We start from the raw sequence: 25,755 nt of genomic DNA, 5'->3' as shown, positions 1-25,755 counted from the left end.
TCCTCGGCCGGGGGGTACGGCACCGCACCCGCTGCCGCCCCGGATACCCTTCCGCGGTGCCCCGATCCTCCCCCGCCGACGGCCCCCGCTTCGCCTTCGGCACCCTCACCGCGCTGCCCGTCGACGTCACCCGGTGGGACCGTGAAGCCGCCCGCTCCGGGATGCTCTGCGCTCCCCTCGCCGGGCTGACCGTCGGGCTCTGTGCCGCGGCGGTCGGCGGAGGGCTCATGGCCCTCGGTGCGGGGCCGTTGCTCGCCGCCGTGGCGACCGTCGCGGCCCCCGCCGCGCTGACCCGCGGCCTCCACCTCGACGGGCTCGCCGACACCGCCGACGGTCTCGGCAGTGCCAAGCCCGCCGAGGACGCGCTGCGGATCATGAAGCAGTCCGACGTCGGGCCGTTCGGCGTCATCACGCTTCTCTTCGTGCTGCTCGCCCAGGTCGCCGTCCTCTTCCAGCTCTACGACGCCTCGTGGACCCGCGGCGCCCTCGCCGCCGTCGTCTCCGCGGCGGCGGCCCGGCTCGCCCTCACCCTGGCCGCCCGCACGGGCGTACCCCCGGCCCGCCCGGAGGGCCTCGGCGCCGCCGTGGCGGGGACCGTTCCGAGGAAGGCCGCGCTGCTCACGGCGGCCGCCGTCACCGCGGCCGCCGCGGCTGCGGCTCTGCCCTTCGGTACGTACGAGGTTGTGCGGTACGCGGTCGCCGTCGTCCTCGCGGTCTGCGCCGCCGAACTGCTCCTTCGCCACTGCGTCCGCCGCTTCGGCGGCATCACCGGCGATGTCTTCGGCGCCCTCGCCGAGACCGCCGCGACAACGGCCCTGGTCGCCCTGGCTCTCGGCTGAGGCGCGCGGCAAACATGAAAATGCCGACACGTTCGGATGAATCTGCGCTGGCGCGATCGAATCGGCATGACGCGCGTAGGCTCATGTCCGGCGCCCTTCCGGCCCGTTCTAGGCTGGCGCCGGGCCCGGTCGACCCAACCCCATCGGCCTTGGAACTCAACGGAAGCGAGAATTCACCACCGTGACTGCTCTGACTCTCAGCACCGCCGCCGCGTCCGGCCTCCGTGCCGACGCGATCGTCGTCGGCGTCGCGAAGGGCGCCAAGGGGCCGGTCGTCGCGCCCGGCGCCGAGTCCGTGGACAAGGCGTACGACGGCAAGCTCGCGTCTGTCCTGGAGACCCTCGGCGCCACGGGCGCCGAGGGCGAGGTGACCAAGCTGCCCGCCCCCTCCGGCTTCAAGGCGCCGGTCATCGTCGCGGTCGGCCTCGGCACGGTGCCGGAGAAGGACGAGACGTACGGCACGGACGCCCTGCGCCGCGCCGCCGGTACCGCCGCGCGTGCCCTGTCCGGCTCGAAGAAGGCCGGGTTCGCCCTGCCCGCCGAGGACGCCGAGGACGCCGGTTCGATCGCCGAGGGCGCGCTGCTCGGCGCGTACTCCTTCGACGCGTACAAGGAGAACGGTTCCGCCAAGGGCAAGGACGCCAAGGGTCCGCTCGCCGAGATCGCCCTGCTCGGCGGCAAGCCCCGCGACAAGGCGTACAAGGCCGCGATCGAGCGCGCCACCGCCGTGTCCGAGGAGCTGAACCGCGCCCGCGACCTCGTCAACACCCCGCCGAACGACCTGAACCCCGAGGCCTTCGCCGCCGTCGTCACCGCGGCCGGCAAGGAGCACGGCATCAAGGTCCAGGTCCTGGACGAGAAGGCGCTCACCAAGGGCGGCTTCGGCGGCATCCTCGGCGTCGGCGCCGGTTCGGAGGCCCCGCCGCGTCTGGTGAAGCTGTCGTACACGTCGTCCAAGGCGAAGAAGAACCTCGCCTTCGTCGGCAAGGGCATCACCTACGACTCGGGCGGCATCTCGCTGAAGCCCGCCGGTCACAACGAGACCATGAAGTGCGACATGGCCGGTGCCGCGGCCGTCTTCGCCGCCGTCGTCGCCGCCGCGCGCCTCGGCCTCGAGGTGAACGTCACCGGCTGGCTCGCCCTCGCCGAGAACATGCCGTCCGGCTCCGCGACCCGCCCCGGCGACGTCCTGCGGATGTACAGCGGCAAGACGGTGGAGGTGCTCAACACCGACGCCGAGGGCCGGCTCGTCCTGGCCGACGCGATCGCCAAGGCCTCCGAGGACAAGCCCGACGCGATCGTCGACGTGGCGACGCTGACCGGCGCGATGATGATGGCGCTCGGCAGCCGCACCTTCGGCATCATGGCCAACGACGACGCGTTCCGCGCCGCGATCCACGACGTCTCCGAGGAGGCGGGCGAGCCCTCCTGGCCGATGCCGCTGCCCGAGCACCTGAAGAAGGGCATGGACTCCCCCACCGCCGACATCGCCAACATGGGCGAGCGGATGGGCGGCGGTCTGGTGGCCGGTCTCTTCCTCCAGGAGTTCGTGGGCGAGGGCATCACCTGGGCGCACCTGGACATCGCGGGCCCGGCCTTCAACGAGGGCGGCCCGTTCGGCTACACGCCCAAGGGCGGCACCGGCACCGCGGTCCGCACCCTGGTCCGGCTCGCGGAGCGCACGGCCGCGGGCGACCTCGGCTGATTTGCGTACGTTGCGTGGGGCCCCGGACGGCAGGTACGTCCGGGGCCCCACGCGGTTTCGCCCACAACGAAATCCGTACGTTCGTACACCTTGGTAACCCCTGGACGTGTCGAATCAGACGTCTCACAGCCCGGCCCGCCGTCCCACCTCCCGCCGACAAGTGCGAAGATGGGTTCTCGGCAGGACAGGGCCCCCACCACAGGGCCGAAACAAGAGCGGCCGAATACCAGCCGACCGACCGGTCGTCCCCCGGGAAGAGCGGTCCGGCGTACGGCGCACATGCATGGAGGACGTGACGTGGCGAACGACGCCAGCACCGTTTTCGACCTAGTGATCCTCGGCGGCGGTAGCGGCGGTTACGCCGCGGCACTGCGCGCGTCGCAGCTGGGCCTGGACGTCGCCCTGATCGAAAAGGGCAAGGTCGGCGGCACCTGCCTGCACAACGGCTGCATCCCGACGAAGGCCCTGCTGCACGCGGGCGAGGTCGCCGACCAGGCTCGCGAGGCCGACCAGTTCGGTGTGAAGGCCACCTTCGAGGGCATCGACATGGCGGCCGTCCACAAGTACAAGGACGACGTGATCTCGGGCCTCTACAAGGGCCTGCAGGGACTCATCGCCTCGCGCAAGGTGACGTACATCGAGGGCGAGGGCCGTCTGTCGTCCCCGACCTCCGTGGACGTGAACGGCCAGCGCGTCCAGGGCCGCCACGTGCTCCTCGCGACCGGCTCCGTGCCGAAGTCGCTGCCGGGCCTGGAGATCGACGGCAACCGCATCATCTCCTCGGACCACGCCCTGGTCATGGACCGCGTGCCGAAGTCCGCGATCATCCTGGGCGGCGGCGTCATCGGCGTCGAGTTCGCCTCGGCGTGGAAGTCCTTCGGCGCAGAGGTGACCGTCGTCGAGGGCCTCAAGCACCTCGTGCCGGTCGAGGACGAGAACTCCTCGAAGCTTCTTGAGCGCGCGTTCCGCAAGCGCGGCATCAAGTTCAACCTCGGCACCTTCTTCGAGAAGGCCGAGTACACGCAGGACGGCGTCCGCGTGACCCTCGCCGACGGCAAGACCTTCGAGGCCGAGGTGCTTCTGGTCGCCATCGGCCGCGGCCCGGTCTCCGCCGGTCTCGGCTACGAGGAGCAGGGCGTCGCGATGGACCGCGGTTACGTCCTGGTCGACGAGTACATGCAGACCAACGTCCCGACCGTCTCGGCCGTGGGCGACCTGGTGCCGACCCTCCAGCTCGCGCACGTCGGCTTCGCCGAGGGCATCCTGGTGGCGGAGCGCCTGGCCGGTCTCAAGACCGTCCCGATCGACTACGACGGCGTGCCGAAGGTGACGTACTGCCACCCCGAGGTCGCCTCCGTGGGCATCTCCGAGGCCAAGGCCAAGGAGATCTACGGCGCGGACAAGGTCGTCGCCCTCAAGTACAGCCTGGCGGGCAACGGCAAGAGCAAGATCCTGAAGACCGCGGGCGAGATCAAGCTCGTCCAGGTCAAGGACGGTGCCGTGGTCGGCGTCCACATGGTCGGCGACCGCATGGGCGAGCAGGTCGGCGAAGCCCAGCTGATCTACAACTGGGAGGCGCTGCCGGCCGAGGTCGCGCAGCTCATCCACGCCCACCCGACGCAGAACGAGGCGATGGGCGAGGCCCACCTGGCCCTCGCGGGCAAGCCGCTGCACTCCCACGACTGATCTCTCAGTCACACGGGCGCGACGACCAAGACTTCCGCAATTTCGTAAGGAGCAACTGAAACCATGGCGGTTTCCGTATCCCTTCCGGCGCTCGGCGAGAGCGTCACCGAGGGCACTGTCACCCGTTGGCTGAAGGCCGAGGGCGAGCGCGTCGAGGCCGACGAGCCGCTGCTCGAGGTGTCGACCGACAAGGTCGACACCGAGATCCCGTCGCCCGCCTCCGGCATCCTGGCGTCCATCAAGGTCGCCGAGGACGAGACCGTCGAGGTCGGCGCCGAGCTCGCCGTCATCGACGACGGCAGCGGTGCGCCCGCTGCCGCCCCGGCTCCGGCCGCCGAGCCCGCTCCGGCCCCGGTCGCCGAGGCCCCCGCCGCTCCGGCTCCCGCCGCCGAGGCCCCGGCTCCGGCCGCCGCCCCGGCCGGTGGCGCCACCGGCACCGACGTGACGCTGCCCGCCCTGGGCGAGTCGGTCACCGAAGGCACCGTCACCCGCTGGCTGAAGGCCGTCGGCGACGAGGTCGCCGAGGACGAGCCGCTGCTCGAGGTCTCCACGGACAAGGTCGACACCGAGATCCCGTCGCCGGTCGCGGGCGTGCTGCTCGAGATCGCCGTCGGCGAGGACGAGACCGCCGAGGTCGGCGCCAAGCTCGCCGTCATCGGCGCCGCGGGTGCCGCTCCGGCGGCCGCCGCTCCGGCTGCCCCGGCCGCTCCGGCTGCGGCTCCGGCCGCCCCCGCCGCTGCCGCTCCGGCTCCGGTTCAGCCCGCGGCTCCGGCTCCGGCTCCGGCTGCGCCCGCCGCTCCGGCTCCGGTCGCCCCGGCCCCCGTCGCCCCGGCCGCTCCGGCCGCTCCGGCCGCTCCGGCCGCGCCCGCCGCGACCTCGCCGGCCTCCCCGGCCGACGACGGCGCGTACGTCACTCCGCTGGTCCGCAAGCTCGCGGGCGAGCACGGCGTGAGCCTCGCGGAGGTCAAGGGCACCGGCGTCGGTGGCCGCATCCGCAAGCAGGACGTCATCGCCGCCGCCGAGGCCAAGAAGACCGCCCCGGCTCCGGCCGCCGCCGCTGCCCCGGCCGCCTCGAAGGCCCCGGCCCTCGAGGTCTCCCCGCTGCGCGGTCAGACGGTCAAGATGACCCGCATGCGCAAGGTCATCGGCGACAACATGATGAAGGCGCTGCACTCGCAGGCCCAGCTGACCTCGGTCGTCGAGGTCGACATCACCAAGCTGATGAAGCTGCGCGCCAAGGCGAAGGACTCGTTCGCGGCTCGCGAGGGCGTCAAGCTCTCCCCGATGCCGTTCTTCGTCAAGGCCGCCGCCCAGGCTCTGAAGGCCCACCCGGTCGTCAACGCCCGGATCAACGACGACGAAGGCACCATCACGTACTTCGACTCGGAGAACATCGGCATCGCCGTTGACGCCGAGAAGGGTCTGATGACGCCGGTCATCAAGGGTGCGGGCGACCTGAACATCGCCGGTATCTCCAAGAAGACCGCCGAGCTGGCCGGCAAGGCCCGTGGCGGTGGCCTCACCCCGGACGACATGTCCGGCGCCACCTTCACGATCTCCAACACCGGTTCGCGCGGCGCCCTGTTCGACACGGTCATCGTGCCGCCGAACCAGGCCGCGATCCTGGGCATCGGTGCCACGGTGAAGCGTCCGGTCGTCATCAACCACCCGGACCTGGGCGAGACCATCGCCGTCCGTGACATGACGTACCTGTCGCTCTCCTACGACCACCGTCTGGTGGACGGCGCGGACGCCGCCCGCTACCTGACCGCGGTCAAGGCGATCCTCGAGGCCGGCGAGTTCGAGGTCGAGCTCGGTCTGTAGTCCTACCGCCCCGTAGGGCTGTAAGACTCGTCTCATCAGCGCGTACGCCCCCGTTCGGAGGTTTCCGGACGGGGGCGTCGCCGTATTGTCTAGGGGTCACCATGCCCTGGGGCGCTGCCCCCGCAGGAGGAGCCCACATGACCGCGCCCGTTGTTCACTCGCTGCGCGAACAGATCCGCGAGCACATCGTGGAGGGGATCGTCAGCGGGCGCTGGAAGCCGGGCGAGCGGATCGTGGAGCGCCGCATCGCCGTGGAGCTGGAGGTCTCGCAGACCCCCGTCCGCGAGGCCCTGCGGGAGCTGGAGACGCTGCGGCTCATCGAGTCCGCGCCCAACAAGGGCGTACGCGTACGCAACTTGACGGCGGCGGACCTGGAGGAGAGCTACCCGGTCCGTGCGGGCCTTGAGGCGATCGCCGCCGAGCTCGCGGCCGAGAGCCTGGCCGAGGACTGCTCGGCCCTGGAGCCCCATGTGGCCGCCCTGTACGAGGCGGACCGGGCCGCGGACGGCACCGCGCAGGTGCGGCACACGGTGGGCTTCCACCGGGAGCTGGTGCGGGCCGCGGACAACTCCGTACTCCTGCACACCTGGGAGGGCCTCGGCATCGAGGTCTTCACCGCCTTGTCCATCCGGTGGCTGGGGACCGTCCAGCAGTCGTACGCGGAGGAGCACGAGGCCCTGGTCTCGGCCTTCCGCAGGCGTGACCCGGCGATCGCGGAGCTGGTGAAGGCCCACGTTCTCGGCTGCGCCCCGCGCGCCTGACGCCCTTCCTCAGGACACCCCCTCAGGGGTCCCGCTCATCCGTGGCCGCACCCCTGCAAACGTGCCCTCACCTGCGTAAACCCTTCAAATCCAAGGCACCCGGTGCCCGCTTTACTGGCACCGGATGCCTACTTTCCCCCTCTGGCGGAGTTTTCGCCTTCAACCCTTTGATCGATCATCGATCACGGAGTTAGAGTCTCCCGGGGCTTTCACCAAGGCCCCACGCCCTGTCCTGCCAAAGACCTAGGGCACCCCCACCCCTTACCGAAACAGGGGACCCCCTCCGACTCAGGAAGGCGGCGACATGACCGACCCCTCCGCAATCCAGCCGAGCGAGCTCGACCAGCTCCCGGACCGCGACCCCGAGGAGACCGCCGAATGGCAGGCCTCCCTGGACGCCGTTACGCAGGCGGCCGGGCCGCACCGTGCCGCGTACCTGATGCGCCGCACGCTGGAGCGCGCCGAGGGCGCGGGCCTGGCGCTGCCCAAGCTCCTCGAGACCGACTACGTCAACACCATCCCCACCTCCGCCGAGCCCGCCATTGAGGGCGACGAGGAGATGGAGCGGAAGATCGCCGCGTGGAACCGCTGGAACGCGGCCGCGATGGTGACGCGTGGTTCGAAGTACGGCGTCGGCGGCCACATCGCCACCTTCGCCTCCGCCGCCTGGCTGTACGAGACGGGCTTCAACCACTTCTTCAAGGGCAAGGAGTCCGGGGAGGCCGCCGGTTCCGGTGACCAGCTGTACATCCAGGGCCACGCATCCCCCGGCATCTACGCCCGCGCCTTCCTCGACGGCCGTCTGAACGAGACGCAGCTCGACAACTTCCGGCAGGAGGCGGGCGGCAACGGCCTCCCCTCCTACCCGCACCCGCGCCGCCTCCCCTGGCTGTGGGAGTTCCCGACCGTCTCCATGGGTCTGGGTCCGCTCTCCGCCATCTACCAGGCGCGCTTCAACCGGTACCTCACCAACCGCGGCATCAAGGACGTCTCCGCCTCGCACGTGTGGGCGTTCCTCGGTGACGGCGAGATGGACGAGCCCGAGTCGACGGCGGCCCTCGCCCTGGCCGCGCGTGAGGGTCTGGACAACCTCACCTACGTCATCAACTGCAACCTGCAGCGCCTCGACGGCCCGGTCCGCGCGAACTTCCGCGTGGTGCAGGAGCTTGAGGCCCAGTTCCGCGGCGCCGGCTGGAACGTCATCAAGGTCCTGTGGGGCAACGCCTGGGACGAGCTGTTCCAGCTCGACACCACGGGCGCGCTCGTCCGCCGCCTGCGTGAGGTGCCGGACGCCCAGTTCCAGACGTACGCGACGCGCGACGCCGCCTACATCCGCGAGCACTTCTTCGGTGCCGAGCCCGCGCTCGTGGCTCTTGGCCAGCTGCTGAGCGACGACAAGATCAGCGAGTGCTTCCACCTCTCGCGCGGCGGCCACGAGGCCCGCAAGGTCTACGCGGCCTACCGCGCGGCGCTCACCCACAAGGGCGCGCCGACCGTGATCCTCGCGCAGACGGTCAAGGGCTTCACGCTGGGCAAGGGCTTCGAGTCCAAGAACGCCAACCACCAGATGAAGAAGCTGACGGTGGACGAGTTCAAGGACATGCGTGACCTCCTTGAACTGCCCATCTCCGACAGCCAGTTCGTCGACGGCCAGGTGCCTTACGGCCACCCGGGCGCCGACTCCCCCGAGGTCCGCTACCTCCAGGAGCGCCGCGCGGCCCTCGGCGGCCCGGCCCCGGCCCGCCGCACGCAGCCGCTCGCGCCGCTGCCCGCCCCCGCCGACAAGGCCTTCGCCTCGTTCGACAAGGGCTCCGGCAGCCAGTCCATCGCGACGACCATGGCGTTCGTACGACTCGTCAAGGACCTGATCCGCGACAAGGAGACCGGCAAGCGCTGGGTGCCGATCGTCCCCGACGAGGCGCGCACCTTCGGCATGGAGTCGCTCTTCCCGTCGCTCGGCATCTACTCGCCCAAGGGCCAGAACTACGAGCCGGTCGACCGCGACCAGCTGATGTACTACCGCGAGGCGAAGGACGGCCAGATCCTCAACGAGGGGATCACCGAGGCCGGGTCGATGGCGGACTTCATCGCCGCGTCGTCGTCGTACGCGACGCACGGCGAAGCGATGATCCCCTTCTACATCTTCTACTCGATGTTCGGCTGGCAGCGGACCGCCGACCAGATGTGGCAGCTCGGCGACCAGCTCGGCCGCGGCTTCCTCGTCGGCGCCACCGCCGGTCGTACGACGCTGACGGGTGAGGGTCTGCAGCACGCGGACGGCCACTCGCCGGTGATCGCCGCGACGAACCCCGCCGCGATGTCGTACGACCCTGCCTTCGCCTACGAGGTCGCGGCGATCGTCAAGGACGGTCTGCGCCGGATGTACGGCGAGGCGGCCCCCGGTGAGGACCAGAACGTCTTCTACTACCTCACCGTCTACAACGAGCCGATGCCGCAGCCCGCGAAGCCCGCGGGTGTGGACGAGGGCATCGTCAAGGGTCTCTACCGCTTCAACACCGCCGAGACGGCCGGGCTCTCCCCCGCCTCCCCCAAGCTCTCGACTTCGCTCGAGCAGGGAGGTACCCCCTTCGTCTCGCGCATCCAGCTGCTCGGCTCGGGCACGGCCATCCACTGGACGCTCAAGGCCCAGCAGCTGCTCGCCGAGGAGTGGGGTGTGGCCGCCGACGTGTGGTCCGCCACCTCCTGGACCGAGCTGCGCCGCGACGCCCTGGAGGCCGACGAGGCCATCCTGCGCGGCGAGGAGCGTACTCCCTACGTGCGTACGGCACTTGAGGGTGCGCAGGGTCCCGTGCTCGCCGTCTCCGACTACATGCGGCAGGTCCCGGACCAGATCGCGCAGTGGGTCGAGCAGGACTACTCCTCGCTCGGTGCGGACGGCTTCGGGCTCTCCGACACGCGTGACGCCGCGCGTCGCCACTTCGGCATCGACGCCGAGTCGATCGTCGTCGCCGCGCTCGCGCAGCTCGCCCGTCGTGGCGAGGTGCCCGCCGCCGCGGTGAAGGAGGCTCGGGCCAAGTACGGCCTGTAAGCCTTCGGCTTGACGCTTGATACGTGTGCGGGTCCCCACCGTCTGGTGGGGGCCCGCATTCGTGTGCGCGGCATCATGGGACCATGCGCGCTGCCCGCCTCATCAAAATGGTGCTGCTGCTCCAGGCACGGCCCTCCATGACCGCCGCCGAGCTCGCGGCCGAGCTCGAAGTGTCCGAGCGGACCATCACGCGGGATGCGCAGGCGCTGTCGGAGGCGGGCGTTCCGGTGTACGCCGACCGGGGCCGGACCGGCGGCTACCGGCTCATCGGCGGGTACCGTACGCGCCTCACCGGGCTCGGGCGCAGCGAGGCCGAGGCACTGTTCCTGTCCGGAGTGCCGGGCGCGCTGCGGGAGATGGGCCTTCAGGACGCGGCTTCGGCGGCCCGGCTGAAGGTGTCGGCGGCGCTGATGCCCTCGCTGCGGGACGCCTCGCAGAACGCCTCGCAGCGGTTCCATCTGGACGCGCCGGGGTGGTTCAAGGAGACGCCCGCCCCGGAGCTGCTGCCCGCCGTGGCGGACGCGGTGTGGGACGACCGCCGGGTCACCGCCCGCTACCGGCGCCAAGAGGCCGAGGTCGAGCGGGAGTTGGAGCCGTACGGGCTCGTGCTCAAGGCGGGCGTCTGGTACTTGTGCGCGCGGGTCCCGGCATCCGGTTCCGCCGCCTTCCGCGTGTACCGCATCGACCGGTTCGTCTCGGTCACCGCCGGCGAGGAACGCTTCGTACGCGACGAGGAGTTCGACCTGCCGGGGTTCTGGGAGGAGCGGGCCGCGCAGTTCGCGCGGGCGATCCTGCGGGCCGAGGTCGTGGTGCGGCTCTCCGAGGCAGGGGTGCGGCACCTTCCGTACGCCACCGATCCCGCGTCCGCGCGCGAGGCGATGGAGTCGGCGGGCGGGCCCGACGCGGCGGGCCGGGTGTGTGTCACGCTGCCCGTCGAGAACGAGGACGTGGCGTTCACCCAGCTCATGGCGCTCGGGCCGGAGGCGGAGGTCATCGCGCCCGCGGGTCTGCGGGCGCGATTCGCGCGGGCGGCGGCGCGGATGACGGGGCTGTACGACTCCTGAGGTGCCCTCAGCGGTAGCCGGTGACGTCGGCGGTCTTGCTCGCCTGGTCGACCTCCGTCAGATAGCGCCAGGCGTCGGGGGCCGAACCGTCCACGTCCGTGAAGCCGTACTCCTTGGCGAGGCCGCCGCTGGAGAGCGACTTTCCGTTCCAGCGGGCCACCTCGGGGTCGGAGGCGAGCGCGACGAGGGCGCGGCCCACGAAGGTCGGCGTCTCGGAGATCGCGAAGTGCGGGTTCTGCTCGCAGCCGTCCCGCCAGTTCTCCTCGCTCACGCTGAAGGCGGTGTCGAGCATGAACTCGGAGCGCAGCCAGCCGGGAGTCAGACAGAGCGCCGTGCAGCCGTACTCCCCGACCTCCTCGGCGAGACCGCGCGCCATCCGCAGCGGGGCGGACTTGGCCAGGTCGTAGTAGAAGGGCTTGCGGTAGTTGGGGCCGTTGTACTCCTCGGTCCCGTCGGTGACCTCGACGACCAGGCCGTCGGGGTTCTTCACGAGCAGCGGCAGCGCGTACCGGCTGGTGACGATGTGGGTCTCGACGCCGAGGCGGAGGATGCGCATCCCCTTGTCGAGGTCGTGCTCCCACATCTTCTTGCCCCACTCGACGTGGACGTCCCCGCCCCAGATGTCGTTGACCAGGATGTCGAGGCGGCCCTGCTCCCGGTCGATCCGCTCGACCAGGGCTTCGACCTGCTCGGGCTCCAGATGGTCGGTGGGTACGGCGATGCCCTGGCCGCCGCCCGCTTCCGCTCCCGCTCCCGCCTCGGTGACCAGCTCCGCGGTCTCCTCGATGGTCTCGGTGGTGCGGCCGACCTCACTGGTGTGCTCGCGGGTCGTCCGCCCCGTCACATACACGGTCGCCCCGGCGCGGCCGAGCTCCACGGCCATGGCCCGGCCCGCGCCACGGGTGGCACCGGCGACGAGGGCGATCTTTCCGGTCAGTGCGTGCGGCAGTGCGCGTGTGGTGTCCATACTTCGAGGCTTCCACCCAATGCCGACATCTGCTGTCGGGTTTTCCATGGGCATGTGCACGCATAACGAGACAGTCGCATCCGCCGCACTCCGCGTGCGTACCCATCCCCCAGGACCGATGCTTGTCCCGTGATGGACGAGACGGAGTTCTGGGAGATCGTGGACCGCACCCGCGTGGCCGCCGAAGGCGACCCGGAGGACCACGCCGACCTGCTCGCCGAGCGACTGCTCGAGCTCGAGCCGGACATGGTGCTCGACTTCGCCCGTCACTTCGAGGCGCGCTACAACCGCGCCTACCGCTGGGACCTTTGGGGCGCCGCCTGGATCCTGCTCGGCGGCGCGAGCGACGACGCCTTCGACTACTTCCGGTGCTGGCTGATCGGCCAGGGCCGTGAGGTCTTCGAGGGCGCCCTGCACGACCCCGACTCGCTCGCGGATCTCCTGGAGGACTTCGACGAGGAGATCGACGGCGACGGCGAGGAGCTGGGGTACGCCGCCGACGAGGCGTACGAGCAGCTCACGGGCGTCGTCACCCCCGACCTCGGCATCGCACCGGCCCCGCCGGAGCCGGAGGGCACCCCGCTGGACTTCGAGAACGACAGCGTGATGGCAGAGCGCTATCCGAAGCTCTGGGTCGCGTTCGGCGGTATGGACTAGCCCTTGCGGGGCTCGCGGCTCTGCAGCCTCGCCGCCGTCTCCCTGATCGCGGGGAGCGCGGCCGTCAGCGCCGCACCCGGGCAGTAGGTGAAGTAGCCGTCGTTGTGCCCGGAGATCGCCCGGAACTGCCCGCTGGTGCCCGCCCGGTATTTGCTGAGGCTGTTCGTGGAGACCAGCCGCACCGTCGACCGCGGGTCGATGCCCGAGAGCCCGAGCTTCCACGCCGCCAGCGCCGCCACGGCATCCGTCATGGCCTTCGGAACCGGCACCCCCTCCGTGAACGTCCCGATCGCCGCGATCCCCACCGAGCCCCGGTTGAAGCCCTGCGCGTGCGCCCCCACCACGGCCTTGTCGATTCCGCCCGCCCTCCCCTCGTAGATGGTCCCGCACCGGTCGACCAGGAAGTTGTAACCGATGTCGTCCCACTGCCTGCCCTCCGCCTGCCCCTGGTACAGATAGCGGATGATGCGCGGGACATCCGCGCAGTCGTAGCCGTTCGGCGAGTCCGTGTGGTGCACGAAGACCGCGTCGACCCGGTCGGCGTACCGGGCGGGCGGCGGATCCTTCACCCCGTCGGCCAGCCAGTCGGCGCGGAGCACCACGGGGGGCCGCGCCGCCGGATACCCGGCGGGCCGCCGTACCCGCGTCGCGGCCGCCGGCATCAGGGCGGCCCGCCCGGTCACGCCGACCGCCGCCCCGGTGACCCCGCCGAACTCCACCGGTCCGCGGGCCCGCGCCACCGCCCCCGATGTCCCCGGCCCCACGGACACCGCGCACATCAGCAGCAGCGACACGGCCGCGGCCCCGGGCACACAGCACAAGGCGACACGGGCCGCTCGGGCCGCCGGCCGGCCGTCCGCTATCGCTCGGGCCCCCGCGGCGCGCACCGAAGACGGCACGCGCCTCACGGATATCGGTATACCGCGGAAGACACGCATGGTCCGACTCTCCGCCCGCCCGGCCCAGCCCGCGATCCGCGGTATGCCACTTGGCTGAACGAGCACCCGGCGTGGGTCGGCTGAAGGGCCACCCGGCGCGGCTCGTCGGGCAGCGGCTCCCGCTCAGACCGCGCCCGGCTCCTGCCCCGGGTTCGTCCGCGCGAGGATCATGTCCGTACGCGGCTGGAGTGCCGCGTCGATCATCTCGGGCTGCGGAGTGATCCAGTATCGGCCCTCCGCGGCCTGCTCGAAGACACGGCGTGCGTGCTCCTCGGGCGTGATCCCCTGGGTGTCGGCGCGCTGCTGCAGCTGTTCGCTGAAGCCCGCTATCTCCGGCGGTGTGCCGTCCCCCGGCCGCGCGGCCCTGAATATCTCGCTCTTGACCGAGTCCGGCAGCACCACCGAGACCTGCACCCGCGCCTGCTTCATCCGCATCTCGTGGGCGAGGGACTCGGTGAGCGCGAGCGTCCCGAACTTGGTCACGCTGTAGGGCGCCATCAGGGGGCTCGGCAGCAGTCCGCCGACCGAGGACACATTGAGCACCCAGGTCCGCGTGGACCGCTCGAGCAGACGCGGCACGAAGGAACGTATGCCGTTCACATACCCGCCGATGTTGATCCGCAGGGCGGCGTCCCAGCGCTCGGCGGGGATCTCCCAGGAGTAGCCCATCGCCATGATCCCGGCGTTGTTGATCAGCATGTCGACCGTGCCGAAGCGGTCGTACGCGCGGTCCGCGAGGGCGTCGACGGACAGCGGGTCGGCCACGTCGGTCACGACCGCCTCGACCTCGGCGCCGGAGCCCCGCAGTTCATCGGCCAGCGCCGAGAGGCGGTCGGCGGCTATGTCGGCGAGGACCAGACGCATGCCCAGGGAAGCGGCATGCCGGGCGAATCCGGATCCGATGCCCGCGGAGGCGCCGGTGATGACGACGACCTTGCCCGCGAAGGTCTCGCTTGCGTTGCTCATGGTGCTCCTGTCGAACCCTCAGAAGATCGAACCCTCAGAAGTGGGTGCCGCCGTCGATGCGGACCTCGGTGCCGGTGATGAACTTGCCGTCCTCGGAGCCGAGCATCGCGACCACGGAGGCCACGGACTCCGGTCCCGCGAAGCCCTGGCCGATGGCCGGGGCGAGTTTCATGAACAGGCTCATGTCCGCGCCCTCGGGCAGGCCGGGGCCCACGCTCTGCCTGCTGGCGCCGCTGCCGTCGGTCATGCCGCTGGAGATGGAGCCGGGCTGCACGGCGGTGAAGCGGATGCCCTGCTTGGCGTACTCACTGGCGAGCGCGTGCGTCATGGACTGGATGCCGCCCTTGCTCGCCGCGTACGCCGCCATGTACGGGTGGGCGAACATCGCGGACGTGGAGCTGAAGTTGATGACGGCCGCGCCGTCGCCCTGAAGCAGGGCCGGTATCGCCTCGCGGATCACCAGGAACGTACCGACCAGGTTGACCTGGATGACGCGGTTGAAGGAGTCCAGGCTGGTCTCGTGGGTGTGCGAGGAGCGGAGCACGCCCGCCGCGTTCACCAGGACGTCGAGGCCGCCGAGCGCGGTGACCGCGGCGGCGACGCCCTCGCGCACCGAGGTCTCGTCGGAGATGTCGACGACCAGGGTGGTGAGCCGGTCGGCCGCGGCGCCCGCCTTCTCGACGGTGTCCTTCAGGCCGGCCTCGCTGACGTCGGCGGCCACGACCTTGCCGCCCTCATCGAGGATCCGCAGGACGGTGGCCTGGCCGATGCCCGAGCCGCCGCCGGTGATGAGTGCGCGACGGCCTTCGTAGCGGTTCATGAAAATGCCTCCGATCAGCTCCGGGATCCCCGGTCCGTCGATGGACCCGGCCTCCCCGGTCTCATTTCAATGTACGCCTGTCTGGCATGTTTTGCCATGCCGACAATTCATGTATCAGGGTGATGTCCGCGCGTAGGCTGCGGGCGTGAGCACCCAACCGACGCAGCCATCGCAACCGTCGCTGACCGAGCGCCGCAAAGCGGCCACGCAGCTCGACATCGCCCGCGCCGCCGCCGAGCTCTTCGCCGAGCGCGGCCCGGACGGCACCACGGCCGAGGAGATCGCGGGCCGGGCCGGGGTGGCGCTGCGCACCTTCTACCGGTACTTCCGCAACAAGCAGGACGCGGTCGGCCCGCTCCTCGCGGGCGGCGGCGCCCGGTGGCGTACGCACCTGGCCGCGCTCGATCCGGCCGCCGGGGTGTCGACGGCCCTGGAGCGGTCCATCGCTGACGTGCTCACCGCGGCGGACGACCGCGCGGTCGAGTCCCTGGAGTGGACGCGCGGCCTGCTGCGCGCCGCGCAGGACGATCCGGCGCTGCGTGCCGTCTGGTACCGCGTGAACCAGGAGTCGGAAGAGCAACTGGTCCCCGTCCTCGCCCGGCTCGCCGGGGACGACGCCGACCCACTGGACGTACGCCTGGCGGCGGCCGCCGCCACGGATGCCGTCCGCCTGGCCCTGGAGACCTGGGCCGCCACGGACGCGCCGGCCGAGGGCCCCGGCTCCCCCGCCGCCCTCGCGGTGCACTGCCTGCGGGAGCTGACGGGCGGCCTGCGGCTGCTCGCCGCCCCTAAGAGCCGGGGGGCCTAGGGCCTGTCCGGTGGGTCAGGCCGGTCTTCGCGCCGGGTGCCGATTGATCAGGGCCGAGCGGGCCCTGGTGCGTGCGGCTGCAAGGCGGAGGAGGGCGGCAACGCGGAGCGTCGGCAACCGACGACAACGCCGGAGGGGGCACCTCCCTGCTCGAGCGAAGCCGAGAGCTTGGGGGAGCGCGTGCCAGGGGTCGCGACCCCGGCAGGACCCATCGGACAGGCCCTAGACCTCCACCGCGAACGCCAGCAGCGCCACGTCGTCCCCGACCCCGCCGGAGAACCGTACGAGGTCCCGCCAGACCGCGGACGTCAGCGCCGCCGGGTGGTCCCACACCTCGACGGGGAACGTCGAGAGGCGCTCGGCCAGCGGATAGAAGGCGCCGGACGCGTCCCGCGCCTCGGTCACCCCGTCGGTGACCGCGAGGAGCCGGTCGCCGGGTTTCAGCGCCACGCTCACTTCCTCGGGCGGCGCGACACCGGCGATGCCCAGGCCCAGCGGGGGTCCCGGGGTCACATCGAGCTCCTCCACGGTGCCGCCGCGCAGCAGCAGCGGCGGCGGGTGACCACAGGAGACGAGCCGCACCTCCGCGGCGTCGTCGCGGAACTCCAGGAGCACGGCGGTGGCGAAGAGTTCGGCGTGTTCGGCCTGCGCGGAGTCGATCACGAGACGGCGGTCGAGCCGTCCGGCCACCCCCTCCAGGTCGGGCTGGTCGAGCACCGCCTCCCGGAAGGCGCCGAGCAGCGAGGCGACCGTCCCCACGGCCGCGAGCCCGTGCCCCTGTACATCGCCGACCAGCGCCCGCACACCGCACGGCCCCTTGCGTACGTCGAAGAGATCGCCGCCCACCAGGGTCCCGCCCTGTGCCGCACGGTAGAGGCCCGCGCAGCGCACCGGGCCCACGCGTTCCGGCAGCGGCGGCAGGACGGCGAACTGGGCGGCCTCCGCGACGGTGCGGACGGTCACGAGCTGGGCGTCGCGCCGGCTGCGCACAAAGGCGAACACGATGCTGAGCAGCGCCACGAAAGTGACGGTCAGCAGATCGCTGTCTCCGGGGCGGCCGAGACCGAAGCCCGGCAGGGAGAGCAGGATGATCACGGTGCCGCCGAAGAGGGCCGTGGCGGACGCGCCGTACGACATCGCCGCCATCGGCGGGACGGCCGCGAGCAGGAAGCTGAGGTCGACCGCCTCCGGGGTGACCAGCTGGATCACGCAGATCACGACCAGGAGCAGCGGCGGAGACCCGCGCACCCAGCGGGGCCGCGGCGCTTCGCGAAGCCTGCTCGGCTCGTCTCGGTCCCGACGACTGGCCGCGGCCCTGATCATCGGTTCGCTCCTTCCGGGGTACGTCTTCACGCTCCTACGCGCGCGTGGAGACCGCACGCCGGGCCGGTCCTTCGGGGGGCCGGTCCTTCGGGGGCCGGTGCCCGGTGGTCAGGTGCCCGGTGGTCAGGTGCCCGGTGGTCAGGTGCCCGGTGTGTCAGAGGGTGCGGCCCATCAGCACGTCGTCCACGTAGACACCGTCCAGGAAGAATTCGCCCGGCAGCACTCCCTCGACCACGAACCCCTCGGATTCGTAGAGCGTCCGCGCCGGAGCGTTGTGGCCGAGGACCCGCAGCGTGATGCGCCGCGCGCCCTGCCGCCGGGCCTCCTGCACCGCGGCCCTGACCAGGCCACGCCCTATCCCCTTGCCGCGCGCCTCGTCGGCGACGGCGAAGCCCAGGATCTGGCGTACGTGGGCGTTGGCGAGCAGGGGTGTGGGATAGCCGAGCCTGATGTAGCCGACGACCTTGCCGTGCAGTTCGGCGACCAGATGGTCGTGGGGGCCGAAGCGTTCGTTGAAGAAGGGCGGGTGTGGCGGCTGCGGCGCCGGCTGCACCGCGTGCAGCGTGGACCAGGTGTCGCGGTCGATACGGCCGAGGGCTTCTTCGTCGTCCGGCAGAGCGGTACGTATGTGCGTATCCGGCATGAGCGTCACTGTACGGCGGCCCCTTGAGGCCCAGCAGCGGGGTTTCGCGGCAGGATGGCTCCATGGAGCCCACCGAGCCCAAGAAGTCAGCCCCGTCAGCCCCGTCAGCCCCCTCGTCAGCACAGTCAGCTCCGTCAGCTCCGTCAGCTCCGTCGACGCGGCGGCTGCGCGTCGCGGTGGCCGGCTCGTCCGGTCTCATCGGGTCGGCGCTGACGCGCGCCCTCGCCGACGACGGACACGAGGTGGTGCGGCTCGTGCGAGGGGCACCTCGTACGAAGGACGAGGTGCGCTGGGACCCCAAGGAGGGGTACGTCGACACGGCGGGGCTCGCGGGCTGTGACGCGCTCGTCAATCTGGCGGGGGCCGGGATCGGTGACCACCGCTGGACGGACGCGTACAAGCGGGAGCTCCGTGACAGCAGGGTGCTCGGCACCGCGGCGCTCGCCGCCGCCGCTGCCGCGCTCGACGAGCCGCCGCGGGTGTTCCTGTGCGCCAGCGCGATCGGCTACTACGGAGACACCGGTCAGCGCGCGGTGGATGAGAGCGCGCCTCCTGGAGAGGGCTTCCTGCCGTCGCTGTGCGTGGAGTGGGAGGGGGCCGCGGCCGCCGCCCAGGACGCGGGCATCCGCACGGTCATCGCGCGCAACGGCTTGGTGGTGGCGCGTGAGGGCGGAGCCTGGGGACGGATGTTCCCGCTCTTCAAGGCGGGGCTCGGCGGGCGCCTGGGCAACGGCCGCCAGTACTGGAGCTTCATCTCGCTGCACGACGAGGTCGCCGCGCTGCGCCACCTCCTGGACCGGGACGACCTGTCGGGGCCGTTCAACCTGACGGCGCCCGATCCGCTCACCAACCGTGAGGTGACGGCCGCGATGGGGCGGGTGCTGCACCGGCCCACGCTCTTCACGGCACCGGAGCCCGCGCTGCGGCTCGTGCTCGGGGAGATGGCCGGTGACGCGCTCGGCAGCCTGCGGGTCCTGCCGACCCGCCTCCTGGAGTCAGGATTCACGTTCGCGTTCCCGGGCATCGAGGAGACGATCCGCGCGGCACTGCGGCGATGACTCCGTGCGGTGCTGCGCCGATGACTCCGCGCGGCACCAAGGCAATGACGGCACGCCCGCGATCGCCGTGCGACCGTCGTGCGACCGTGCCCGGTCCATGCGCGACTGCCTCTGACCGGTCCGGCTCCTACCCTCGTGCGGAACTCGGGTATTCCGGAGCCCTGTTGAGGGCATGACGTCCCCAGCAGCCGCGCAACCTCGGGGAGGGGCACGTGCTAGACCCTGCGCACCAAGCGGATGTCGTCGTCGTGGGAGCGGGGGTCGCGGGACTGGCGGCCGCCCACCAGCTGACCAGCGCCGGTGTAACGACCGTTGTCCTGGAGGCCGCCCCTTACGTCGGCGGACGGATGTCCACGGAGAAGGTCGACGGGTTCCGGCTCGACAGGGTGGGCCAACTGCTCACCACGTCGTACCCCGAACTGCGTCACACGCCGGCGCTGGACGCCCTCGTGCTGCGGCCCTTCGCCCCCGGCATCCTGGTGCACAGCGACGGACGCCACCACCGCGCCGTCGAGCCCACGAGCGCACGGGGCGCAAGGGGCGCACTCACGGCGGCGCGCGCCCTCGCGAGCGCCCCCCGGGTTCCGCGAGCCGCGAGGACCGCGCCCCGCGCCGCCCCTCTCGGCGGCGCCCTCGACCAGGCCCGCCTCGGCGCGGCGCTCGCCAGGATCGGGGCAACGCCCGTGGAACGCCTCCTCGCGCGCCCCGAACTCCCGGCGGCGGACGCCCTCTTCGCCCGCGGCCTGCCGTCGCGCACCATCAACGGCTTCCTGCGCCCGCTGCTCTCGGCGCTCCTGTGCGACCCGGACCTGACCACGTCGAGCAGGTGCGCGGACCTCGCCCTGCACGCCTACGCGCGCGGCCGGCTGTGCCTGCCGGAGGGCGGCGCCGAAGTGCTCCCCGAGCACCTGGCGGCCGCACTGCCGCCGGAGACGGTACGCACCGGCGTACGCGTCACCGACGTCTCCACCACCTCGGTCACGACGGCGGACCACGGCGAACTGCCCTGCCGCGCCGTCCTGCTGGCCACCGACGCCCGTGCCGCCGCCGAACTCCTGCCCGGCCTGCGCGTGCCGTCCTTCCACCCGGTGACCGTCCTGCACCACGCCGCTCCCGAGCCGCCGCTCGCCGAGCCCGCGCTGCTGCTCGACGCCGACCGTTCGGGCCCGGTCGCGCACACGGCCGTCATCAGTCACGTCGACCCCTCGCGCGCGCCCGCGGGACGCGCCCTCATCTCCTCGACGGTCCTCGGACCGCCGCCCGACGAGCGGGCCGTCCTCGCCCATCTCGCCGACCTCTACGGCACGTCGACGGCCCGCTGGGAGCCGCTGGCCGTCCACCACACCCGCGAGGCCGTGCCCGCGATGCCGCCCCCGCACGACCTGCGCCGCCCGGTGCGGCTGCTCGCCGGGCTCTACGTGTGCGGGGACCACCGGGACACCAGCACGGTGCAAGGGGCCCTGCACTCGGGTCGCCGTGCGGCGCGGGCAGCACTCGCGGACTTCGGCGTGCCCCCTACGTACGGGACGAGTTCTCTGCCGCTCGCGGCCTGACGTACGCCTCGGGGCCTGATGCCTTGAGCCGCCGCCATCCATCCGACCTCTAGGCCAACTCCCGGAAGCCCCCGCGCCCCCACGCGGGGGCTTCCCTCTTCCCTGCAACTCCCCTTGCCACACCGGTATCACCCGGCTACGGTCCCACCGGATCGTCAAGCCGCGGGAGGCTCACGTGCGTCGCACCATGCCGGTGATATCGCTCATCCTCGGCCTATTCATGGGAGGTCTAGCTTTGCCAACCGCCCACGCCGACACGACAACGGCTCCGAACACGACAACGGCTCCGAACACGACCGCGGCTCCGAACACGACCGCGGCCCCGAACACCCCCTCCGTGATCCCCCGCCCCACCGACTGGACCGCGCTCGACGGCCGTACGAAGCTCACCGAGCGCACTCGCATCCTCATCGACCCGCGCGCCGAATCCACCACCACGCTCCCCCAGGGACGCAGTGAACTGCCGGGCCCCGCACGGCAGTCCGTACACCAGCTCGCCACCCAGCTCCGTACGGAGATCAAGCAGGTCACGGGCATCACGCCCCGCATCAGCGACGACACGGGGCACCCCGCCGACGGCGACATCGCGCTCGGCCTGACCGCCGATGGCCAACTGGGCGCCGAGGGCTATGCCTTCGACAGCGCGGGCCCGATCCGCATCAGGGCCGCGTCCGCCCATGGCCTGTACTACGGCACGCGCACCCTGCTCCAACTCCTGCGCGCCACCGACACGAAGGACCACCGCGAGGTCCCCCGCGCCCGCTCCACCGACCGCCCCGCGCAGGCCGTCCGCATGGTCCACCTCGACGCGGGCCGCAAGTACTGGAAGATCTCCTACCTGGAGAACCTGATCCGCAGGATGGGCGACCAGAAGCTCAACACCCTCTTCCTGCACCTCTCCGAGTCCGAGGGCTTCCGCCTCTACAGCCCCAAGTTCCCGGGCCTCGCCGACCCGGAGCACAGCTACAGCCGCGCCGACATCGAGCACCTCAAGTCCTTCGCGGCCCGCCACCACGTCCAGTTGATGCCGGGCCTCGAACTCCCCGGCCATGCCACCGTGATCAGTGAGGCCTTCGGCATCGGCTTCGGATCCGGCGCGAACGCCTGCACGGGCGCACACACGCACTCACACCTCACGCCCGACTGGATCATCGACATGACCAGCGAGAAGGCGATCGAGAAGTCGAAGGAGATCGTCGACGAGTTCGCCGGCTGGTTCGACGCGCCGCTCTTCTCGATCGGCGCGGAGGAAGTGCCCGGACAGCTGGCCGAGTGTCCGCGTGTGAAGGACTACCTCGCGTCGGCCCCCGACGTCTCCACTCTCGGCGACCTGCTCAACCGCTACATCAACACCCTGGACGACGTGGTCACTTCGCACGGCAAGCGCACCGCCGTCTACAACGGCTCCGAGCACCTCACCGCGCCCCAGCAGCAGGTCCGCGCCCCCGTCGTCTTCCTCACCTGGGAGGGCACGGGCGCCGAGCCCGCCGTCCCCGGCCACGACGAGATCGCCATCGGCCCCTTCTACGACACCCCGAACAACTACCACCACCTCTACCCGGACGAGCCCTGGATGTACGACAGCTGGGCCCCGAACACCGACCCCGACATGCTCGGCTCCGGCCTCACCAACTGGGCGGACTACAACTTCTGGGCCGACGACGGCTACTTCGAGAAGAGCATGGCGGGCGCCCGCGCGATCCTCGCCGACCGCGCCTGGAACAAGTCCGCGACACCCGACACGCTCGCCGACTTCCGGGCCCGCGCGACCCGCATCGGCGACCCTCCGGGCACCACCCCCGCGCCGGTTCCGCCGCGCGTCCAGGGGCGCCCGAGCCACCGCTGGACCTTCGACGACGCGTCGTACCCGAGTGGCTGGACGTACGCGGGAAGCCCCGGCAACACGATCTTCGCCGAGGACGTGGCAGGTGACCTGCCCGGCACCTCGTACATCATCAACAACCCGACGCCCGTGCCCGGCGTGCGCGGCCAGGCCTGGCGCTTCGACTCCGACCGGGACGGCGTGGGCTTCGGCGGCCTCGACGTCGCCGAGCCGTGGACGGTCTCGGTGCAGGTGCGCCCCTCGGCCAGGACCACCGACCAGGTGCTCCTCAGCTCCAAGGCGGGCGCCCTGAAACTGATGCAGCACGGCACCGGCAGGGTCGGCTTCACTCGGTACGGCTCGGCTGACCACAGCTTCGACTACACGCTCCCGCTGGACCGCTGGACGCGGCTGACCTGGGTGACGACCGAGGGTCACACCACTCTGTACGCCGACGGAGAGCGGGTCGGGGCCGTCGCGGCGTCGATCCCGCTGCCGCTGCGGTCCATCGGGACGGAGACCGCGAGCCTGCGGGGCGACCTCGACGAACTGACCACGTGGGACGAGGCGTTGACTCCGGAGGCGGTCGCGAACCTGAAATAGCGCGCTACGGAGTGCGATGTAAGGGGCGGGGCACCAGGTGCCCCGCCCCTTACATCGCACCGCCGGACCTCACCCCAGCGCCGCCACCTTGTCCCGGTAGCCGCGCACCGGCGCCGCGTCCCGGTAGGGCTCCAGGCGCCGCTCGAATTCCCGTACGTACTCGACCGCACGGACGCTGCGCATCTCACCCGCAGCCTGCGCCGCCTCCGCGCCCAGCTGGCAGGCCTGCTCCAGCTCTCCGAGGGCGAGGCGCGCGGAGGCGAGCACCACCCGGCAGAAGAGCCTGCTGCGGGCGTAGCCGGCGCCCCGCAGCTGGAGCGAGCGCTCCGCGTGCTGGGCGGCCACCCGGTACTGCTGGAGGTCCCGGTGGCAGTGGCCGAACTCGTCGGCGAGCTGCGCCTCGTCGAAGAACCGCGCCCAGTAGGGGACATCGTCACCGGGCCGCGCGGCCTCGAGCGCACGCTCGGCCCGCACCATCGACGCCGTGCACGCCCGCACCTCCCCGAGCACCCCGTGCCCCCGCGCCTCCACGGAGTGCAGAAGCGCCTGCACGACGGGTGGCGCCGCGGAGCCGACGCCCTGCTGCGCCACCCGCGCCAGCTGGACCGCCTCGCGCCCGTGCCCGAGGTAGACGGCCTGGCGGCTCATCGTGACCAGGACATAACTGCCGTACGCCCGGTCCCCCGCCGCCTGCGAGAGGCGCAGCGCCTGGACGTAGTACCGCTGGGCGAGGCCGTGCGCCGCGATGTCGTACGAGGTCCAGCCCGCGAGCCGGGTCAGGTCGGCGGCGGCCGCGAAGAGCCGCCGCCCGGCCTGCTCGCCGTAGCTGCCGCGCAGCATCGGCTCGGCCTCGTGCTCCAGATAGCGCACGAGCGCCTGCCGGGCGTGCCCGCCGCCGTACGCGTGGTCGAGCGCCCGGAAGAGCTCGCCGACGGAGCGCAGGGCGGCGATGTCACCGCTGCTCACCTTCGCCCCGACGCCTCGCTCGGGCTCCTTGCGCTGGCGCGGTATGGCCGGACGCCCCTGCGACGGCACACGGGCGCCGGGGCCGAGGTCGCCGCGGCCCACCCGGTCGTCGGCGCGGCCGATCAGCCAGTCCCTGCTGGGGACGACGAGCCCGGCCGGGGTGAACGCGATCTTCCGCAGCTCGGCATGGCTCCCGGAGTCCTTGCGCCAGAGCCCGCCGACGATGTCGATGGCCTCCTCGGGCGTTGCCGCGAACTCCAGACCGGCGTACACCGGCGCGCACGCGTCGAGCCCCAGGTCCTGGGCGGAGAGGCGCCGGCCGAGCCGCCGGGTGAAGACCTCGGCGATCAGCGCGGGCGTGGTGCCGCGCGGCTGCTGCCCGCGCAGCCAGCGGGTCACCGATGTCTTGTCGTACCGCAGATCGAGACCGTGCTCGAGCCCCAGCTGATCGACGCGGCGCGCGAGCCCCGCGTTGGAGAACCCGGCTTCTGAGATGAGCGCGGCTAGCTGGCGGTTGGGGGTGCGCTGCGGAGGTCGTTCCGTCATCAGCTGTGCGGTCTCCTGCCTTTCGGGCGTTGCCTTGAGCAGCCCTTATGGCTCTGTGAACGGCGTGAATGTAGCGGCCCTCAACGCCCTCATCGTGACCTTCGACCCGCATTCATCCGATCGTGTGAGGATTGACCGGAGGACTGACGGGAATCCGCTGCCCGTACAGTGGCTGGGGGCGCGATATGTGCACGGTGAAGGTTCTAGGGAGGCACTTGCCGTGAGTGAGATTGAGTTCGTCCGGCTGGGCTTCGGTCCGGACTTCGTCGAGTACCAGGAGGCCTGGGACGAGCAGCGTCGCGTACACGCCGCGCGCTTCGCCGACGAGCTCCCCGACACCTGTCTGCTCCTCGAGCACCCGCCGGTCTACACGGCGGGCCGCCGCACGGACCCCAGTGAGCGCCCGCTGGACGGCACCCCCGTCATCGACGTGGACCGCGGCGGAAAGATCACCTGGCACGGTCCGGGCCAGCTCGTGGGCTACCCGATCCAGAAGCTGCCGCGCCCGGTGGACGTCGTAGCACATGTGCGCCGTCTGGAAGAGGCGCTTATCCGTACGTGTGCGGAATTCGGCCTGAAGACCTCGCGGGTCGAGGGCCGCAGCGGCGTATGGGTCCTGGGCGACCCGGTGGAGCAGCGCCCGGCGCTGGGCGGGCTGAACCTGGACTTCGACCCTCGGGTCGCGGACGAGGAGTTCGACCCCCGGCTCAACGGCCCGGAGTACGCCCCGTCCAACGCGGGCCAGCGCCGCGAGGACCGCAAGATCGCCGCGATCGGCATCCGCGTGGCCAAGGGCGTGACCATGCACGGCTTCGCGCTCAACGTGAATCCGGACAGCACCTGGTTCGACAAGATCATCCCGTGCGGCATCCGCGACGCGGGCGTGACGTCGCTCTCGTACGAACTGGGCCGCGAGGTCACGATCGCCGACGTGCTGCCGGTCGCCGAGCGGCATCTGCGGGACATCCTGGAGAACGCGGAGCTCAAGCCGCGCCTCGTCGAGACCGCAAAGACCACCGAGACCGCAGAGACCGCAGAGACCACCGAGACCGCAGAGACCACCGAGCGGCCCGAGGCCGAAAAGGCCACCGCCTAGGGAATGCGCCCCGCCGGCCGCAGGTTGGCCAGACGTAAGCCCAACGACATCACGGGCGTAC

The 25,755-nt window shown here is 71.6% G+C and carries 20 protein-coding genes; 13 read left to right on the top strand and 7 right to left on the bottom strand.

Features of this window, described 5'->3' with window-relative positions; all coding sequences use genetic code 11:
* Positions 1-56: 56 nt before the first annotated feature.
* The 7 genes from E2651_RS00245 (at position 57) to E2651_RS00215 (ending at position 10,928) form a co-directional block, all read left to right on the top strand.
* Positions 57-839, top strand: coding sequence for an adenosylcobinamide-GDP ribazoletransferase (locus tag E2651_RS00245; protein WP_135328881.1), 783 nt, complete (start codon positions 57-59; stop codon positions 837-839).
* Positions 840-1,020: 181 nt separating this feature from the next.
* Complete coding sequence (locus tag E2651_RS00240) at positions 1,021-2,544, top strand: leucyl aminopeptidase (RefSeq protein WP_135328880.1); 1,524 nt, start codon at positions 1,021-1,023, stop codon at positions 2,542-2,544.
* Positions 2,545-2,841: 297 nt separating this feature from the next.
* A complete protein-coding gene (gene lpdA / locus E2651_RS00235; RefSeq protein WP_135328879.1) occupies positions 2,842-4,230 on the top strand; it encodes a dihydrolipoyl dehydrogenase in 1,389 nt (462 codons plus the stop codon).
* A 63-nt stretch (positions 4,231-4,293) separates the two neighbouring features.
* Entirely contained in the window at positions 4,294-6,054 is a 1,761-nt protein-coding gene (gene sucB, locus E2651_RS00230; RefSeq protein WP_135328878.1) for a 2-oxoglutarate dehydrogenase, E2 component, dihydrolipoamide succinyltransferase, read from the top strand.
* Positions 6,055-6,191: 137 nt separating this feature from the next.
* Positions 6,192-6,815: a GntR family transcriptional regulator gene (locus tag E2651_RS00225; RefSeq protein WP_135328877.1), complete on the top strand. Its 624-nt coding sequence runs from the start codon at positions 6,192-6,194 to the stop codon at positions 6,813-6,815.
* 304 nt (positions 6,816-7,119) lie between these two features.
* Entirely contained in the window at positions 7,120-9,864 is a 2,745-nt protein-coding gene (gene aceE / locus E2651_RS00220) for a pyruvate dehydrogenase (acetyl-transferring), homodimeric type (RefSeq protein ID WP_135328876.1), read from the top strand.
* 83 nt (positions 9,865-9,947) lie between these two features.
* Complete coding sequence (locus E2651_RS00215; RefSeq protein WP_135328875.1) at positions 9,948-10,928, top strand: WYL domain-containing protein; 981 nt, start codon at positions 9,948-9,950, stop codon at positions 10,926-10,928.
* Between the two features lie 7 nt (positions 10,929-10,935).
* On the opposite strand, the gene E2651_RS00210 is transcribed toward E2651_RS00215, so the two are convergent.
* Positions 10,936-11,895, bottom strand: a complete 960-nt coding sequence (locus tag E2651_RS00210) for an SDR family oxidoreductase (protein ID WP_135328874.1) — start codon at positions 11,893-11,895, stop codon at positions 10,936-10,938.
* Positions 11,896-12,027: 132 nt separating this feature from the next.
* Here E2651_RS00210 and E2651_RS00205 point away from each other — a divergent pair, with 132 nt between their 5' ends.
* Positions 12,028-12,552 (top strand): DUF4240 domain-containing protein, encoded by a 525-nt coding sequence (locus tag E2651_RS00205; RefSeq protein ID WP_135328956.1) that lies wholly within the window; start codon positions 12,028-12,030, stop codon positions 12,550-12,552.
* Here the strand turns inward: E2651_RS00205 and E2651_RS00200 are convergent.
* The 3 genes from E2651_RS00200 to E2651_RS00190 all read right to left on the bottom strand — a co-directional run bounded on the left by E2651_RS00200 (position 12,549) and on the right by E2651_RS00190 (position 15,276).
* Positions 12,549-13,331 (bottom strand): peptidoglycan recognition protein, encoded by a 783-nt coding sequence (locus E2651_RS00200; RefSeq protein ID WP_135328955.1) that lies wholly within the window; start codon positions 13,329-13,331, stop codon positions 12,549-12,551. The two genes, E2651_RS00205 and E2651_RS00200, sit on opposite strands and share 4 nt — an antisense overlap.
* Positions 13,332-13,613: 282 nt before the next feature.
* On the bottom strand, positions 13,614-14,456 hold the full coding sequence (locus tag E2651_RS00195; RefSeq protein ID WP_135328873.1) for an SDR family NAD(P)-dependent oxidoreductase: 843 nt from the start codon (positions 14,454-14,456) through the stop codon (positions 13,614-13,616).
* A gap of 34 nt (positions 14,457-14,490) precedes the next feature.
* On the bottom strand, positions 14,491-15,276 hold the full coding sequence (locus E2651_RS00190; RefSeq protein ID WP_135328872.1) for an SDR family NAD(P)-dependent oxidoreductase: 786 nt from the start codon (positions 15,274-15,276) through the stop codon (positions 14,491-14,493).
* 145 nt (positions 15,277-15,421) lie between these two features.
* On the opposite strand from E2651_RS00190, the gene E2651_RS00185 reads away from it, so the two are divergent.
* Entirely contained in the window at positions 15,422-16,084 is a 663-nt protein-coding gene (locus E2651_RS00185) for a TetR family transcriptional regulator (protein ID WP_135328871.1), read from the top strand.
* Positions 16,085-16,306: 222 nt separating this feature from the next.
* On the opposite strand, the gene E2651_RS00180 is transcribed toward E2651_RS00185, so the two are convergent.
* Complete coding sequence (locus tag E2651_RS00180; RefSeq protein ID WP_135328870.1) at positions 16,307-17,407, bottom strand: PP2C family protein-serine/threonine phosphatase; 1,101 nt, start codon at positions 17,405-17,407, stop codon at positions 16,307-16,309.
* 154 nt (positions 17,408-17,561) lie between these two features.
* On the bottom strand, positions 17,562-18,050 hold the full coding sequence (locus tag E2651_RS00175; protein ID WP_209446026.1) for a GNAT family N-acetyltransferase: 489 nt from the start codon (positions 18,048-18,050) through the stop codon (positions 17,562-17,564).
* Between the two features lie 176 nt (positions 18,051-18,226).
* Between E2651_RS00175 and E2651_RS00170 the strand changes: the two genes are divergently transcribed.
* The 3 genes from E2651_RS00170 (at position 18,227) to E2651_RS00160 (ending at position 23,086) form a co-directional block, all read left to right on the top strand.
* A complete protein-coding gene (locus E2651_RS00170) occupies positions 18,227-19,108 on the top strand; it encodes a TIGR01777 family oxidoreductase (protein WP_348541590.1) in 882 nt (293 codons plus the stop codon).
* A 212-nt stretch (positions 19,109-19,320) separates the two neighbouring features.
* Positions 19,321-20,661, top strand: a complete 1,341-nt coding sequence (locus E2651_RS00165) for an NAD(P)/FAD-dependent oxidoreductase (RefSeq protein ID WP_135328867.1) — start codon at positions 19,321-19,323, stop codon at positions 20,659-20,661.
* Positions 20,662-20,998: 337 nt separating this feature from the next.
* Complete coding sequence (locus E2651_RS00160) at positions 20,999-23,086, top strand: family 20 glycosylhydrolase (RefSeq protein ID WP_135328866.1); 2,088 nt, start codon at positions 20,999-21,001, stop codon at positions 23,084-23,086.
* Positions 23,087-23,155: 69 nt separating this feature from the next.
* On the opposite strand, the gene E2651_RS00155 is transcribed toward E2651_RS00160, so the two are convergent.
* Positions 23,156-24,598 (bottom strand): regulator, encoded by a 1,443-nt coding sequence (locus tag E2651_RS00155; RefSeq protein WP_135328865.1) that lies wholly within the window; start codon positions 24,596-24,598, stop codon positions 23,156-23,158.
* A gap of 220 nt (positions 24,599-24,818) precedes the next feature.
* Between E2651_RS00155 and lipB the strand changes: the two genes are divergently transcribed.
* Entirely contained in the window at positions 24,819-25,694 is an 876-nt protein-coding gene (lipB, locus tag E2651_RS00150) for a lipoyl(octanoyl) transferase LipB (RefSeq protein WP_135328864.1), read from the top strand.
* Positions 25,695-25,755 lie beyond the last annotated feature (61 nt).

Origin of the sequence: Streptomyces sp. MZ04, from assembly GCF_004684775.1 — a bacterium.
Taxonomy (GTDB): Bacteria; Actinomycetota; Actinomycetes; order Streptomycetales; family Streptomycetaceae; genus Streptomyces.
This window is presented reverse-complemented; position numbering and strand designations above follow the sequence as displayed.